General features: G+C 45.3%; 11 protein-coding genes. All 11 read left to right on the top strand.

Annotated features, from left to right (window positions below; translation table 11 throughout):
* The first annotated feature begins 10 nt into the window (after positions 1–10).
* The 11 genes from nagA to AB5642_RS12755 all read left to right on the top strand — a co-directional run bounded on the left by nagA (position 11) and on the right by AB5642_RS12755 (position 15,859).
* Entirely contained in the window at positions 11–1,114 is a 1,104-nt protein-coding gene (gene nagA / locus AB5642_RS12705) for an N-acetylglucosamine-6-phosphate deacetylase (protein ID WP_118577548.1), read from the top strand.
* A gap of 60 nt (positions 1,115–1,174) precedes the next feature.
* Positions 1,175–2,491 carry a polysaccharide deacetylase family protein gene (locus AB5642_RS12710; RefSeq protein ID WP_195391773.1) on the top strand — a complete coding sequence of 439 codons (1,317 nt, stop codon included), beginning with the start codon at positions 1,175–1,177 and terminating at the stop codon, positions 2,489–2,491.
* Between the two features lie 266 nt (positions 2,492–2,757).
* Positions 2,758–4,641 (top strand): 1,4-alpha-glucan branching protein GlgB, encoded by a 1,884-nt coding sequence (gene glgB, locus AB5642_RS12715; protein ID WP_195391772.1) that lies wholly within the window; start codon positions 2,758–2,760, stop codon positions 4,639–4,641.
* 232 nt (positions 4,642–4,873) lie between these two features.
* Positions 4,874–5,107: a polya polymerase gene (locus AB5642_RS12720; protein WP_118577545.1), complete on the top strand. Its 234-nt coding sequence runs from the start codon at positions 4,874–4,876 to the stop codon at positions 5,105–5,107.
* 93 nt (positions 5,108–5,200) lie between these two features.
* Positions 5,201–6,460, top strand: a complete 1,260-nt coding sequence (locus AB5642_RS12725) for a CobW family GTP-binding protein (RefSeq protein WP_195391771.1) — start codon at positions 5,201–5,203, stop codon at positions 6,458–6,460.
* Between the two features lie 116 nt (positions 6,461–6,576).
* Positions 6,577–7,527 (top strand): GTP-binding protein, encoded by a 951-nt coding sequence (locus tag AB5642_RS12730; RefSeq protein ID WP_148461569.1) that lies wholly within the window; start codon positions 6,577–6,579, stop codon positions 7,525–7,527.
* A gap of 113 nt (positions 7,528–7,640) precedes the next feature.
* A complete protein-coding gene (gene pth, locus AB5642_RS12735; protein WP_173719233.1) occupies positions 7,641–8,219 on the top strand; it encodes an aminoacyl-tRNA hydrolase in 579 nt (192 codons plus the stop codon).
* A 152-nt stretch (positions 8,220–8,371) separates the two neighbouring features.
* Entirely contained in the window at positions 8,372–11,710 is a 3,339-nt protein-coding gene (gene mfd / locus AB5642_RS12740) for a transcription-repair coupling factor (RefSeq protein ID WP_173772129.1), read from the top strand.
* Positions 11,711–11,946: 236 nt separating this feature from the next.
* The gene (locus tag AB5642_RS12745) at positions 11,947–13,281 is read left to right on the top strand and encodes an FKBP-type peptidylprolyl isomerase (RefSeq protein WP_173734764.1); all 1,335 of its coding nucleotides are present in this window, start codon (positions 11,947–11,949) and stop codon (positions 13,279–13,281) included.
* Between the two features lie 240 nt (positions 13,282–13,521).
* Positions 13,522–14,523: an asparaginase gene (locus AB5642_RS12750; RefSeq protein ID WP_118583704.1), complete on the top strand. Its 1,002-nt coding sequence runs from the start codon at positions 13,522–13,524 to the stop codon at positions 14,521–14,523.
* A 178-nt stretch (positions 14,524–14,701) separates the two neighbouring features.
* Entirely contained in the window at positions 14,702–15,859 is a 1,158-nt protein-coding gene (locus AB5642_RS12755) for a DUF4317 domain-containing protein (RefSeq protein WP_118583706.1), read from the top strand.
* The last annotated feature ends 122 nt before the right edge of the window (positions 15,860–15,981 follow it).

Below are 15,981 nucleotides of genomic sequence, written 5' to 3' on the forward strand. Positions count from 1 at the left end.
GAATGGAGTTATGATTATTAAAAATGGAGAAGTTTTTCAGGAGGATGGAAGCTTCAGATTACAGGATCTGTATGTGGAGAATCATAGAATCGTGGCTTCAGAGGATGAGGTTACGGACAAGACGATTGTAGACGCGGCTGGGCTCAGGGTGCTTCCGGGGCTGGTGGATATTCACAGTCACGGTGCATTTGGACATGATTTTTCTGATGCTGATCCGGAAGGACTTAAGATTATTCTGAAATACGAAAAGAGTCACGGAATTACTTCCTATTGTCCTACTTCCATGACATTGCCGGCAGAAGAACTGAAGGAAATTTTTGCTACTATTAAGACTGTGGGAGAAATGAAAGACGGAGCTGCTGTCCGGGGAATCAATATGGAAGGCCCATTTCTGGATGCGAAGAAAAAAGGCGCCCATGTGGAGGGCTATATCCGCAAACCAGATGCCGGATTTTTCCGTGAACTGAATGAATATTCCGGAAATATGGTGAAGCTGGTAACTCTGGCACCGAATGTGGATGGTGCTATGGAATTCATTGATGAGGTACATAATGAGGTGTGCATTTCCCTTGGTCATACAGCAGCTGATTACGATACAGCAGCGGAGGCCATGAGAAGAGGTGCACACCATGTGACACATCTTTATAATGCCATGCAGCCACTGGCGCACAGAGAACCAGGACTGATCGGAGCTGCCTGTGATGATGGGCAGTGTATGGCAGAGATGATCTGTGATGGCATTCACATTCATCCCGCTGTGATCCGCGCTACATTTAAGATGTTTGGACCAGAGAGGATTGTACTGATCAGTGACTCTATGATGGCTACTGGAATGGAGAACGGAACCTACCAGCTGGGTGGACAGGAAGTAACGATGAAGGACTGTAAGGCAACTTTGAAGGACGGTACGATTGCCGGTTCTGCTACGAACCTGTATGATTGTATGCGCAAGGCTGTTTCTTTTGGTGTTCCCCTTGAAGAAGCGATTTTTGCAGCAACACGAAATCCGGCAAAGAGTATTGGTATTTATGATGAAGTTGGTTCCCTTTCTGTTGGAAAGAAAGCGGATATTCTTCTTGTAACAGATGATCTGGAGCTGAGAGAAGTGCTATGACAGAACTTTTTTGCGGAAAATTTTTTCCACTATGTAACGAGAGATAAAGAGGGAATATGAATGGATAGAAGGGTTTTGCGCGAAAGAATGCGCAGGAAACAGCGCCAGATAAGACGAAGGAGGATCATTAAGCTGGTTACCTATGTTGTGGCAATGGTGCTGGCTGTGATTTTTGTAATAAGAGGAGTGATTTTTCCAATCGTAAGTCGTGTGGGAGGAAAGAGTACTGGAAAATCACAGAGCGTGCAGGCGGATGCAGGTGACGGAGCTGCTTCGAATGCGGATTCCAATTCTACAGATGCTCTGAGACAGCCTCTGAAAGGACAGAGCGATGTGACCAAGGTTTCTTCACTGACTCCAGGCTGGCATGAGGATTCCAGCGGACGCTGGTATCAGAATGCAGATGGTACATATTATACCAATGGTTTTGCAGAGATTGACGGAGTGAAATATGCATTTGATTCCAATGGATACATGCAGACCGGCTGGGTGACCAAGGGGGTAAACGATTATTATTTTAATGAGGATGGTTCTTACAATGCTGAGAAGAAACGCCCTTTGATCGCACTTACCTTTGATGATGGTCCGGGACAGTATACAGACAAGCTTCTGGACTGTCTGGAGGAGAACAATGCACATGCTACCTTCTTTATGTTGGGACAGCTGGTTGGACAGTATCCGGACGAAGTGAAGAGAATGGTGGAACTTGGCTGTGAGATCGGAAACCATTCCTGGGATCATCAGGATATGCTGAATCTGAGTATTGATGATGTTATAAAGGAATTCGGCGATACCGATCAGGCATTGATTGATGCCTGTGGACAGGAGTCCACGGTAATTCGTCCGCCTTATGGAGACTGCAATGATGAAATTATTTCGGCAGTTGGGAAACCTTTTATTTTGTGGTCTATTGACAGTCTGGACTGGAAATATCTGGATACAGATCTGGATTACAATGGCATTATGAATGACAGCAATCTGGGAGACGGAGCCGTTATTCTGATGCATGATATTCATGGTCCTTCAGTTGATGCGGCACTCAGACTGATTCCAGATCTTATTGCACAGGGATATAAACTGGTAACGGTAAGTGAGATGGCAGCGGCGAAGAATGTTACCCTTCAGCCAGCAAAATATGCAGAGTTCTGGCAGAGCGCCCTTGATGCAGGTTATGTGCCTGGATATAATGGAAATGGCTCTTCTGAGGACTCTTCCACAGATGGAACTTCTGATGGCAGTTCAGATGACAGCAGTAATGGAGATGAGAGCGACTTCAGTGATGGTTCCGGTGATGGAAGCGACGGCAGTGAAAGTGACGGATACACAGACGGCAGTGAGAATAGCGAAGGGGATTTTAGCAGCGACTTAGGCGAATAACGGAGAAAATAAGAGGCTCTAGAGCCTGTCTGGCATATGTGTTAAGCTTCGGGACTTCCGGAAATCGCAGATGCTGTATAGTGTGAATGATAGTATACGCTTGTACTTATGAGAAAAATGTCAAAGTACAGGCGTATTTTTTTACAGTAAAAATGAATTTTGATGTAGATTTTTTATGAATAATAGACAAGTTTTTGGTGGCATGGAGGAAAAGAGTATGCTATAATGTGCATAAGAATTTGAAAGTTTAGGGAGGTAACTTTCTGATGGGAGAGAAATTACAGTTTACAGAGCTTGACCAGTATCTCTTTGGTCAGGGAACCCATTATGATGTTTACAGAAAGCTTGGCGCACATCCTGTGAAACAAGGGAAAAAAGAAGGTGTTTATTTTGCAGTATGGGCACCTAATGCGCAAGCTGTTTCTGTAATTGGAGAGTTTAATGACTGGAATGAACAGGCTGCTCCAATGAAAAAGGCAGGTCCGATCGGTGTATTTGAGACATTTGTCCCTGGAGCGAAGATTGGACAGCTGTATAAGTTTTTTATTGTAGGAATGAACGGGGAGCATATTTATAAAGCTGACCCTTATGCAAATGAGGCAGAATTAAGACCGGGAACGGCATCCAGAATCACGGATATCGGGGATTACAAATGGAAAGATACCACCTGGATGAAGAATCGTCAGAAATTTGACGAGACTAAGGATGCCATGGCGATCTATGAGGTACATCCTGGCTCCTGGATGAAGCATCCGGCTACAGAGGAGAATGAGAAAGGCTTTTTCAATTACAGGGAACTGGCGGTGAAGCTTGCCCAGTATGTGAAGGATATGGGCTATACACATGTGGAGCTGATGGGGATTGCAGAGCATCCCTTTGACGGTTCCTGGGGATATCAGGTCACCGGTTATTATGCGCCTACTTCCCGCTATGGAACACCCCAGGATTTCAAATATCTGGTAGATTATCTTCACAGACAGAAAATCGGGGTTATTCTGGACTGGGTGCCGGCACATTTTCCCAAGGATGCCCATGGACTGGCGAATTTTGACGGAACTGCAGTTTATGAGCATGCAGATCCCAGACAGGGGGAGCATCCGGACTGGGGAACCAAGATCTACAATTATGGCAGACCGGAGGTAAAGAACTTCCTGATCGCAAATGCTCTGTTCTGGATCGAGGAGTGTCATGTGGACGGTCTTCGTGTGGATGCCGTTGCATCCATGCTGTATCTGGATTATGGAAAGAATGATGGTCAGTGGGTAGCCAATAAATATGGCGGAAATCAGAATCTGGAAGCAATTGAGTTTTTTAAGCATCTGAATACAGTGGTTCTTGGAAGAAACCATGGTACTGTGATGATTGCAGAGGAGTCTACCGCATGGCCGAAGGTTACAGGTAAGGCAGAGGATGACGGCCTTGGATTTTCCCTGAAATGGAACATGGGCTGGATGAATGACTTCCTGGAATATATGAAGCTGGACCCCTATTTCCGTAAGTTTAACCATAATAAGATGACTTTCTCCATGACATATGCTTACAGTGAGAAATATGTGTTAGTAATCTCCCATGATGAGGTGGTTCATCTGAAGAAGTCTATGCTGGAGAAAATGCCAGGTGAGCTAGATGATAAGTTTAAGAATCTGAAGGCTGCTTATACATTTATGTTCTGCCATCCGGGCAAGAAGCTTTTATTTATGGGGCAGGAATTCGGTCAACTTCGAGAGTGGAGCGAGGAGAGAGAACTTGACTGGTTCCTTCTTGGGGAAGAGAAGCATCGGGATTTGAAGGATTTTGTGCAGACATTGCTGAAGATGTATCGCAAATATCCTGCGCTCTATGGAACGGATACGGATCCGTCTGGCTTTGAGTGGATCAATGCAGATGACGGGGACAGAAGTATTTACAGCTTCGTAAGGAAATCCCCTACAAAAAGAAATAACCTTCTGGTAGTATGCAATTTCACTCCTGTAGAACGTCCGGATTACCGTGTTGGTGTGCCAAAGAAGAAACAATACACACTGATTCTGGATGAAAACGGACAGACTGCGAAAAAGGTATTTAAGGCAGAAAAGCAGGATTGTGACAATCGTCCGTTCTCCTTTGCTTATCCGCTGCCAGCTTACGGAGTTGCTGTGTTCCAGTATTAAAAGCTTCCAAATTCCGCAAGGAACAATTCTCACAGACAATTTTCAGATTGCTGTGATAATTTAGTATTAAAAATACCCAAAGAATGGGGCAAATTCGGGTTTTGTTTGTGACTGTTGGGGATTTTTTCCCAGAAGGTGAAAAACCTGTTGCTATTTGGAAAAAGTTGAGATATAATGAGCCCGAACAAAAAGAAATGGAAAAAGTTGTACATGTTGAAAGGAGAATATTGACATGAAGGTATCTAATATTAAAGACATTCAGAAATTTTTTGATGTAGTAGACAGCTGCGCTGGTAAAGTAGAGCTTGTAACTGGCGAAGGTGACAGACTGAACCTGAAATCTAAATTATCACAGTATGTATCTCTTGCGAACATCTTCTCTAACGGTGAGATTCCGGAGCTTGAGATCGTTGCATATGAGAAAGAAGACATTGATAAGCTTATGCACTTCATGATCAACGGCTGATTTGCATAAAACTGTGAAATTGGGATAAATATATTAGGGGATGTGACTTGGTCATGTCCCCTTTTTCTGGCATAATAGAAAGGGGAATACAAAATGGTAAAGATTGACATTATCTCCGGTTTCCTTGGAGCTGGTAAGACAACTCTTATTAAGAAACTGCTGAAAGAAGCATTTGAAGGTGAGCAGGTAGTTTTGATCGAGAATGAGTTCGGTGAGATTGGTATTGACGGGGGATTCCTGAAAGATGCCGGAATCGAGATCCGTGAGATGAACTCCGGATGTATCTGCTGTTCTCTGGTTGGAGATTTTGGTGCTTCCCTGAAGGAAGTTGTAGAGAAGTATCATCCGGACCGTATCCTGATCGAGCCATCAGGTGTTGGTAAGCTTTCCGACGTTATCAAGGCTGTACAGGGTGTGGAAGAGGATGTTGATATTCAGCTGAACAGCTACACTACAGTTGTTGATGCCAAGAAATGCAAAATGTATATGAGAAACTTCGGCGAGTTCTTTGACAATCAGGTTCAGTATGCAGGCGCGATTATCATGAGCCGTACCGATATTGTAGACGAGAAGAAAGCAATGGAGTCTATGGAGCTTCTTCGTTCTATCAATGAGAAGGCAGCTATTATTACCACTCCGATTGAGAAGCTGGATGGAAAGAAAATCCTGGAGGTTATGGAGCATCCGGTATCTCTGGCGGATGAGCTGCTGAAAGAGGAGCATGAGCATCATCATGCCCATGATGATGAGTGCGGTTGCGGACATGACCACGATCACGAGCATCATCACGACCATGATGATGAGTGCGGCTGCGGACATGACCACGATCACGAGCATCATCATCACGACCATGATGATGAGTGCGGCTGCGGACATGACCACGATCATGAGCATCATCACCATCATGACCATGATGATGAATGTGGCTGCGGACATGACCACGATCACGAGCATCATCATCACGACCATGACGAGTGTGGCTGCGGACATGACCACGATCATGAGCATCATCATCACGACCATGATGACGAATGTGGCTGCGGACATCATCATGATCATCACCATCATCACGCAGACGAAGTATTTACCAGCTGGGGACGTGAGACTATTAAGAAGTTTACAAGAGAAGGGCTTGAAAAAATGCTGGAGAGCCTTTCCGCTTCTGAAGAGTATGGCGTGATCCTTCGTGCTAAGGGAATGCTTCCGGCAGAGGACGGAACATGGATCTACTTCGATATGGTTCCGGAAGAAACTGAGATCCGTGAAGGTTCACCGGAGTACACCGGACGTCTTTGCGTAATTGGTTCCAAGTTAAATGAAGAGAAACTGGCCAAGCTGTTCGGCGTAGCTTAATGCTTGACATATAAACGGGATAAAAGGCTTTTTGTAAGCTTGTTTGTTGCTGTTTATAAGCGATATATGCGAACGTACTGCTTTTAATTAAGAAAAATACAGGGAGGTTTCTGTAAATGGATGAAATTACAGTACCGATTTATCTCATAACCGGCTTCCTGGAAAGCGGCAAGACCTCTTTCCTTAGCTTTACCCTCCAGCAGGATTACTTCCGTACAGAGGGAAAGACACTTCTCATTCTCTGCGAAGAGGGAGAGGAAGAGTACGATGAAGAGGCTCTTGCAAAAGATAATGTTGTAGTCGAGGTTATTGAGAAAGAAGAAGATTTTACACCGGAGCGCCTTCAGGCACTGGATATTATCCATCAGCCGGAGCGTGTGGTTATGGAATATAATGGAATGTGGCTGGTAAGCAAATTTGAGGAGATGAAGCTCCCGGCAGGCTGGGGAATTGAACAGCACATTACCTGTGTAGATGCAAGCACATTCCAGGTATATATGCAGAATATGAAATCCATTTTTATGGATATGGTTCGTAATGCGGATATGGTTGTGTTTAACCGCAGCAAGAAAGAATATCCTCTTGCAAACTTCCGCAGAAGCATTAAGGTTGTAAACCCAAGTGCAGAGGTTATTTTTGAGGACGAAGAAGGCGAGATGACGGATATTTTCGCAGATCAGATGCCATTTGACCTGGATGCAGAGATTGTAGATATTCCGCCTGAAGATTACGGAATCTGGTTTGTAGATGCTATGGATCATCCGGATCGTTATGTGGGAAAAACTCTTCGCTTTAAGGCTCGTGCAAGACGTCCGAGAGGTATGGGCAGCAAGTTCTTCATTCCGGGACGTACTGCCATGACCTGCTGTGCAGATGATACTTCATTCCTGGGATATATCTGTAAGAGTGCATATGCACCGAAGCTGAAGCCCGGCGAGTGGGTTGAGGTGACTGCCAAGGTTGCCTTTGAAAACCGTTCTGAGTACCAGGGCGAGGGAATTGTTCTTTATGCAGAGAATGTGACCCCGTGCGAACCTCTGGCTGATGAGATGGTTTATTTCAACTAATTTGATAATAAATGAAAGTCATCTGCTTTATGCTATTGGTTAAGCAGGCTGCGGCTCTAGAGCTTTGGAATTGCTGTGGAGGACTTTCGTAGTAGAATAAGGAAAATAAGATTATGTATTTAGTTGTTGGACTGGGAAACCCCGGGAAGCAGTATGAGGCGACCCGCCACAATATGGGTTTTGATACGATCGATGTGCTTGTGGAACGTCATAAGATTCCGCAGGGCGGCGTAAAATTTAATGCTATGTACGGTTCCGGATTCATCGGAGGAGAGAAGGTAATCTTTATGAAACCTTTGTCCTTTATGAATTTAAGCGGTGGTCCGGTACAGGAGATGGCTGCTTATTTCAAAATCAATCCGGAGAGTGAGCTGATCATTATTCAGGACGATATTGATCTGGAGCCGGGACAGCTTCGTATCCGGAAGCAGGGCAGTGCAGGCGGCCATAATGGTCTGAAGGACATTATTGGCAGACTTGGCACACAGAAATTCATGCGTGTAAAAATTGGTGTAGGAGCCAAACCAAAAGGATGGGATCTGGCAGACCATGTGCTTGGCCGTTTTTCATCCGGGGACCGCAAGCTCGTGGATGAAGCAATTGAGTTTGCAGCAGATGCTGTAGAAAAAATTATAACAGATGGTCCGGATGCGGCGATGAATGAATACAACCGAAAGAGGGTTACTGAGTAACAAAGGAAGTCCAGCAACAAGCTGGGCTTCTTTTGCCCCTGGAGCGTCCCCCAAAAGCTTTGTGAAAATTATGACGTGCAGATAGCTTGCAGGAATGGTTTCATGTTTTGGGTGGGCTCTAAGGTGCGGCTTTTGAGAAAAGGAGGAAAGCCATGCTTTCATTTACCCAGCCCCTGAAGGGGATGGCAGAATTTGAAGAAATAGAAAAAAGCCTTGAGAAAAATCAAGGCATTGTGCAGATCACAGGCTGTCTGGAATCCCAGAAGGCACATCTGATCCATGGGCTTTCCGGCAAAACACCTATGCGCCTTGTGATCGCAGGAGATGAGCGCCAGGCTAAGGAAATCTTCGAGGACTTGCGCTTTTATGACAAAAATACCATGTTTTACCCGGCGAAGGATCTTCTCTTTTTCCAGGCAGATATTCAGGGAAATCTGTTGATCCGCCAGAGAATGTGTGTGGTAAAGGCACTTCTGGAGCAGAAGGAACTGACTGTGGTTACCAGCATTGACGGCTGTATGGACTATCTGATGCCCCTGGAAGAAATCGGGAAAAAGGTGCTTCATTTCTATTCTGACAGCGTGATCAACATGGATGTACTGAAAAATACCCTTGTGCAGCTTGGATATGAACGCGTAGGACAGGTGGAAATGCCGGGACAGTTTTCTGTGCGCGGTGGTATTGTAGATATTTATTCCCTTACAGAAGAGAATCCATGGAGAATTGAGCTGTGGGGAGATGAAGTGGATTCTATCCGAAGCTTTGACGCAGAGAGCCAGCGCTCTCTTGAAAATCTGGATGAGATTGCCATTTATCCGGCTGTGGAGTGGAATAACGGCAAAAAGATGGTATCTTTTGTGGATTATTTTCCCAGGGAAAAAATGCTTCTGTTTCTGGATGAACCCAACCGTATTTTGGAAAACGGACTGGGCGTGGAGGAAGAGTATGCCGCCAGCCGCACACATCGTGAAGAAAAAGGAGAAAAGAACCTTCCGGTTCAGTGGCTTTGTGAATTTTCCAAGGTTCAGAAAGAGCTGAATAAACTTCGTGCAGTGTCGTTGTCGGCATTGGAGCCAAGAGGCGTGGAGTGGAATTTTGCCCCGGAGAAATATAATCTGACGGTGCAGAGCGTAACTTCTTATAACAGCAGCTTTGAGCTTCTGGTGGAGGATCTGAGAAAGTATAAGAAAAAAGGCTACCAGATTGCCTTGCTTTCCGGTTCCAGGACAAGGGCGGAGCGTCTGGCAAAGGATTTGCAGGAGCATGAGCTGAATGCTTTTTACGGTTCAGATTATGACCGCGTGATCAATCCAGGGGAAATTATGGTTCTCTATGGACACGCCCGGAAAGGCTTTGAGTATCCGCTGATCAAATTTGCGGTGATCACAGAGTCCGATATTTTCGGCCAGGAGCAGAAAAAAAAGAAAAAGAAAAAAGTCTACAACGGCAAGCGGATCCAGGATTTTGCAGAGCTGTCTATCGGGGATTATGTGGTCCATGAAAAGCATGGACTGGGAATTTACCGTGGAATTGAGAAAGTTGAAGTAGATAAGGTCTTAAAAGACTATATCAAGATTGAATATCGTGATGGAAGTAATCTGTATATTCTGGCAACGCAGCTGGATGCGCTGCAGAAATATTCCGGCGCAGATACAGCCAAGGCACCGAAGTTGAACAAGCTGGGAACCCAGGAGTGGAACCGCACGAAGTCCAAGGTAAAGGGCGCTGTCAAAAATATCGCCAAAGAGCTGGTGGAGCTTTACGCTGTGCGCCAGGAAAAAGAAGGTTATGTGTGCGGTCCGGATACAGTGTGGCAAAAGGAATTTGAGGAAATGTTCCCATATGAGGAGACAGAGGATCAGCTGAACGCCATCGAGGATACCAAGCGGGATATGGAGAGCACCAAGATCATGGATCGTCTGGTGTGCGGAGATGTTGGATATGGTAAGACGGAGGTTGCTCTTCGCGCAGCGTTTAAAGAGGTGCAGGAGAGCCGGCAGGTTGTTTACCTTGCACCAACTACCATTTTGGCGCAGCAGGTGTACAACACCTTTGTCCAGAGAATGAAGGAGTTTCCGGTGCGCGTGGATCTGCTTTGCCGATTCCGTACACCTGCCCAGCAGAAAAAGACTTTGCAGGATCTGAAAAAAGGACAGGTAGACGTTGTGATCGGTACCCACAGAGTTCTTTCCAAGGATGTGGAGTATAAGAATCTGGGGCTTCTGATCGTTGACGAGGAACAGCGTTTCGGCGTTACTCACAAGGAGAAAATCAAGCAGCTGAAAAAGGATATTGATGTTCTGACTCTGACTGCGACACCCATTCCACGAACCCTTCATATGAGTATGATCGGAATCCGTGACATGAGTGTGCTGGAGGAGCCGCCTATGGATCGTATGCCGATCCAGACTTATGTGATGGAGTATGATGAGGAGACTGTCAGGGAAGCTATCGGAAGAGAACTGCGAAGAGGCGGCCAGGTTTATTATGTTTATAACCGGGTTACAGATATTGATGAGGTTGCCCTGCGGATTTCCAAGCTGGTGCCGGACGCAAGGGTGGATTTTGCCCATGGACAGATGAGCGAGAGAGAACTGGAACGGGTTATGTATGACTTTATCAATGGGGACATTGATGTGCTGGTTTCCACTACTATTATCGAGACAGGACTGGATATTTCCAATGTAAATACCATGATCATCCATGATTCTGACAAGTATGGGCTTTCCCAGCTTTATCAGCTGCGAGGCAGGATCGGACGTTCCAACAGGACAGCGTATGCGTTTCTGATGTACCGAAGGAACACCATGCTTCGGGAAGTGGCGGAAAAACGACTTTCTGCTATCCGTGAGTTTACAGATCTGGGAAGCGGATTTAAGATCGCCATGCGTGATCTGGAGCTTCGAGGGGCTGGAAATCTGCTGGGAGCACAGCAGCATGGGCATATGAACGCAGTGGGCTATGATCTTTACTGTAAAATGCTTAGCGAGGCGGTCAAGGAGGCAAAGGGTATTCATACCATGGAAGACTTCGAGACTACCATTGACCTGAATATGGATGCTTTTATCCCGGACACCTACATCAGCAATGAATTCCAGAAACTGGATATTTATAAGCGCATTGCAGGGATTGAGTCCCAGCAGGAGTATGATGATATGCTGGAAGAGCTGATCGACCGGTTTGGGGAGCCGCCGAAAGCAGTGCTGAATCTGCTGGCTATTGCAAGACTGAAAGCACTGGCACATCAGGGCTACATTACGGAAATCAAGCAGATGCAGCGTGAGATCAGGATCACCCTTTACGAAAATGCACATCTGAACCCGGAAGGAATTCCGCCGCTGGTTGCCAAGTACCGCAGACAGCTGCAGTTTAAACCGGATAAAGAACCGAAGTTCCTGTTTGCACCGGTGGGGGATATTGTGCAGGCGCTGACGGTGTTTGCAAAGGAACTGATGGAATTGGTGGAAGAGGAAGGAAAGAGCGAAAAGTAGTAGACAGCTGGGCTGTTGAATGCTTTCGGATATTTTGATTTAAAGTAGGTTTTGGGTGGGGAAGATCCGATGGAAATTCGCGAAAATTGTGTGAATTCTATCAGATTTTCCCCTTTCTACTTGCCCTCATGGGAAAAAAGTTTTATACTCTTATTAGCGTGTCCGCATTGGGAAATCATGTCGGCTGTGCGTGGTGACTAAGCGGCACATCAGTGAAAGGGTAATTGGTGATCAATATGAAGAAAATCGTGAAGAACACAACCGTAGTGGCATTAAGTGGCGTAATGGCAATTGGAATGCTTTCCGGATGTGGAAGTAAGTCTATAGATGGAGAGAAAACCGTTGCGACTGTAGATGGCACAGACATTCCTATGGGTGTTGTAAGTCTGTATGCACGTGAGTCACAGGCACAGACCGTTGCCATGTATAAGAGCTTTATGGGAAGTGCAGGAAATATCTGGAGCCAGGTAGTAGATGAGGATGCTGGTACTACGTACGGTGAGCAGGCTGTAGGACAGTTCCTGGAGCAGGTTGAGCTGATGTACATCATGAAGGAGAAGGCAGCAGACTATGGCGTTGAGGTTACTTCTGATGATGAGACTGCTATTGCAGATGCAGCAGCACAGTTTATGCAGGACAATGACGAGGACACTCTGAAGGAGCTTGCTGTTTCCGAAGATCAGGTTAAGACTCTTCTGGAGCTTGAGACTTATCGTCAGAGAATTTACGATCCGATCCGCAACGAGGCTGAGGTTAACATAACGGATGAGGAGGCACAGCAGTCTTCTTTCAGCTATGTAAGTATTTCCATCAGTGGAGATGACCTTACCGATGATGATATTGCTACCCGCAAGGAGCAGGCACAGGAGATCCTGGATAAGATGAAAGAGGATCCGACAGCAGACATGGGCGAGACAGCCAAGGCTGTTGATGATACTTACAGCGGACTGACCGGAACTATTTTCACAAATGACAGTGATGATGAGGATATTTCCAATTCTTATGATGACGCTGTTGTAGAAGCGCTGAGAACTCTGAAGGATGGAGAGGTTTACGACGAGCTGGTTGAGACTGATAGCAGCGTATATGTACTTCGGATGGACAAAGTAAAAGACGAGGATGCAACCGCTTCCAAGAAAGAGTCCCTTGAGAACACCAAGCGCAGCGAATACTATTCCGAGACAACTCAGAAATGGCTGGATGATGCTGATATTACTGTAAATGATAAGGTGCTTTCTACTTTGACAATTACAGATGAGCACAGCTTTACAATTAAGGAGACTACAGCGGATACAAGTGAAGATGCAGCAGCTGATACAACAGATGCTACCGAGGATACTACTTCTGAGGATGCCGAGGCAGCAGATGAGGACGAGGATGCTGATACTGCTGAGACAGATGCTGCAAAGAGCGACAGCGCAGAGGAAGCTGATACCACAGACAGCGCTGACAGTACAGACGAGACTGCAGAAGAGGACAGTGCAGACAGCAAGGCCGAGGACAGCAGCGAGAGCGCTGATTCTGAGGAGAACGCAGAGGATACTGCAGAAGAGACAACTGAGGAGAACTAAAAGTGAGATAAAGATCGAAACTTGTTGTATCGTATGTATTGCAAAATGTTTTCTGAAAGAATTGAGATTATATAAAGTGGAGAAAATGATAAAAGAGCCTGCCTGGGGTGATTCGGGCGGGCCCTTTGTCTATACAAAGTAAAATACTTATGAAAAAAGCTTTTCGCTACAAAGTAAGGTTTCAGAAAATGCAGGTACAGCAGATTGAACATGTGGATAACAATTACACAGGGGGACAACATGAAAAAGATACTTCTTATTGCAACCGGGGGAACCATTGCTTCCAAATATACAGCAGAGGGGCTGGCACCGCAGATTTCCGCAGATGAGCTGTTGGAATATATTCCTGAAGCCCGGGAATTCTGCACCATTGATACCGTTCAGCCTTTTGCCCTGGACAGTACCAATGTGTGTGCAGACCATTGGCTGAAGCTGGCCAGACTGATCGAATCCAAATATGAATTTTATGATGGCTTTGTGCTTTGCCATGGAACGGACACTATGGCATATACAGCTGCTGCTTTGTCTTATCTGATCCAGAATAACCGCAGACCTATCGTGATTACCGGTGCCCAGAAACCTATTGACCTGGCAATTACAGATGCACGTTCCAATCTTCTGGACAGTCTCCGCTTTGCCTCTCACGACCGCGCTCATGGAATTTCCATTGTGTTTGGGGGAAAAGTGATCGCAGGAACCAGAGCAAAGAAGGAATTTTCCAAAAGTTACAATGCCTTTTCCAGTATTAATTATCCGGATATTGCATCCATTCACGATCAGAAGATTATTTTTTATATTGATGACAAAGACCAGTCCACCAAGCCACTGGTGTTTTATCATGAGATGAATCAGAAGATTTTTCTGCTCAAATTGATTCCGGGGATTGACGGGAAAGTATTGGATGCTCTTTTTCCCTCTTATTCCGGACTGATCATTGAATCCTTCGGCGTAGGCGGTCTGCCTCATTACGAAAATGATAATTTTATAGATGCGATCGCGCATTGGATTGAAGCTGGCAAGCCTGTGTGCATGGCGACCCAGGTTACCCATGAGGGAAGCGACATGGAAGTTTATCAGGTTGGAAAGGTCATCAAGGAACGGTTCCCGGTGCTGGAGTCGTATGATATGACGCTGGAGGCGTCTGTGACGAAAATGATGTGGGCGCTGGGACAGACACGGGATATGGAGAAGTTTAAGGAGTTATTTTATACGACCATTAATCATGATTTATTGTTTCTGTAAGTAAGTCTTGAAATTTTCTGGAGTGTTAAGCTAAAATAAAAAAGCTGAAATTATGGAGCTGATAATACTTTCAGAGAATCTTTATGGATGGAGCGCAAGGCAACAGACTCAATTCATATCAGAGATGGGATATCGGTTTTGAAAACATATTTTCTGGAATACTGGAGGACATATATAAATGAACAAAAAAGAAATTTCTGAAATCAAGAAACAGCTGACACCAGCCAATTGCAACATTACCAGAATTTGTGGATGCTATGTGGATGCTGAAAAGAATAAAAAAACAGAACTGAAAGAAGCGTTCCTTTCCCTCTCCGAGGAAGAAATGTTCAAATATTTTGAAATATTCAAGAAAACCCTTTCTGGTACTCTTGGAAAGAACCTGATGAATATGGAATTCCCTCTGGCAGAGGAAAAAGAGGGTGGCAAACACGAATTCCTCATGAAGCTCCGCGCCAGTAAACTGAAGGATGACGCTTTAATTGAGAGCTTTTATGACAAAATTATCGAAAATTACGATTATCCGGAAAATTACTACATAATCCTGGTACACGCTGTGTACGATATCCCGGGAAGAACTTCAGATGGAATCGATATGGATGATGCTTCTGAAGAGATTTATGAGCACCTTCTTTGCAGTATCTGTCCGGTGAAGCTGTCTAAGGCAGGTCTTTGCTACAATGCGGAGGCAAATCTGATCCAGGACCGTATCCGTGACTGGATCGTGGAAATGCCAGAGAACGGCTTCCTTTTCCCGTTATTTAATGACAGAAGCACAGACATCCACGGCATGCTCTACTATTCTAAGAATGCAGAGCAGCTTCACGATATTTTTGTGGATGAAGTGTTTGGCTGTACTGCTCCGCTTTCTGCAGGCGGACAGCGTGATTCTTTCAACATGCTGGTGGAGGAAACCCTTGGTGACGACTGCCAGTATGACACCGTTATTGGAATCCATGAGAAATTGAACGAGATCATTGAAGCACAGAAAGATTCCCCAGACCCGGTTGTGCTCACTCAGTCTGAGGTGAAACGTCTCTTTGAGGACTGCGGTGTAGAAGACGAGAAACTGGAAACTTTTGATAACCAGTATGAGGCTGTAGCCGGTGAAAAAGCCACCATGGTAGCCTCTAATATTACCAATACCCGTAAATTCGAGATCAAAACTCCGGATGTAGTGATCCATGTTGAACCAGATAAAGTGGAACTGGTGGAGACCAGGATCATTGACGGCCGCAAGTGTCTGGTGATTCCTATGGAAGACGTAGAGATCAACGGAATCCGTGTGCGGATGGGCGGGGAGAGCAGTGAGGAATCCGAGGAAGAGTTTGAGTAATATTCTTGGTTGTGATAAAATTTTTTTGCCGAATATGAAATATAAAAGGCTTGTTGTAAAAGAAATAGTTGTAAAACAAATAGTTTTAAAACAGGAAGGATGCAATTCTTGGCGAGTTGCAT

It is taken from the genome of Ruminococcus sp. 1001136sp1_2201st1_G3_2201SCRN_220225 (assembly GCF_040924365.1).
GTDB classification, from domain to species: Bacteria; Bacillota; Clostridia; order Lachnospirales; family Lachnospiraceae; genus Blautia_A; species Blautia_A faecis.

What these genes read in the sequence shown, in the direction of transcription:
- AB5642_RS12720 (WP_118577545.1), top strand. Translation starts at nt 4,874, where the DNA reads ATGAAGGTATCTAATATTAAAGACATTCAGAAATTTTTTGATGTAGTA.
- AB5642_RS12710 (WP_195391773.1), top strand. Translation starts at nt 1,175, where the DNA reads ATGGATAGAAGGGTTTTGCGCGAAAGAATGCGCAGGAAACAGCGCCAG.
- glgB (WP_195391772.1), top strand. Translation starts at nt 2,758, where the DNA reads ATGGGAGAGAAATTACAGTTTACAGAGCTTGACCAGTATCTCTTTGGT.
- AB5642_RS12750 (WP_118583704.1), top strand. Translation starts at nt 13,522, where the DNA reads ATGAAAAAGATACTTCTTATTGCAACCGGGGGAACCATTGCTTCCAAA.
- AB5642_RS12730 (WP_148461569.1), top strand. Translation starts at nt 6,577, where the DNA reads ATGGATGAAATTACAGTACCGATTTATCTCATAACCGGCTTCCTGGAA.
- AB5642_RS12755 (WP_118583706.1), top strand. Translation starts at nt 14,702, where the DNA reads ATGAACAAAAAAGAAATTTCTGAAATCAAGAAACAGCTGACACCAGCC.
- pth (WP_173719233.1), top strand. Translation starts at nt 7,641, where the DNA reads ATGTATTTAGTTGTTGGACTGGGAAACCCCGGGAAGCAGTATGAGGCG.
- AB5642_RS12745 (WP_173734764.1), top strand. Translation starts at nt 11,947, where the DNA reads ATGAAGAAAATCGTGAAGAACACAACCGTAGTGGCATTAAGTGGCGTA.
- mfd (WP_173772129.1), top strand. Translation starts at nt 8,372, where the DNA reads ATGCTTTCATTTACCCAGCCCCTGAAGGGGATGGCAGAATTTGAAGAA.
- nagA (WP_118577548.1), top strand. Translation starts at nt 11, where the DNA reads ATGATTATTAAAAATGGAGAAGTTTTTCAGGAGGATGGAAGCTTCAGA.
- AB5642_RS12725 (WP_195391771.1), top strand. Translation starts at nt 5,201, where the DNA reads ATGGTAAAGATTGACATTATCTCCGGTTTCCTTGGAGCTGGTAAGACA.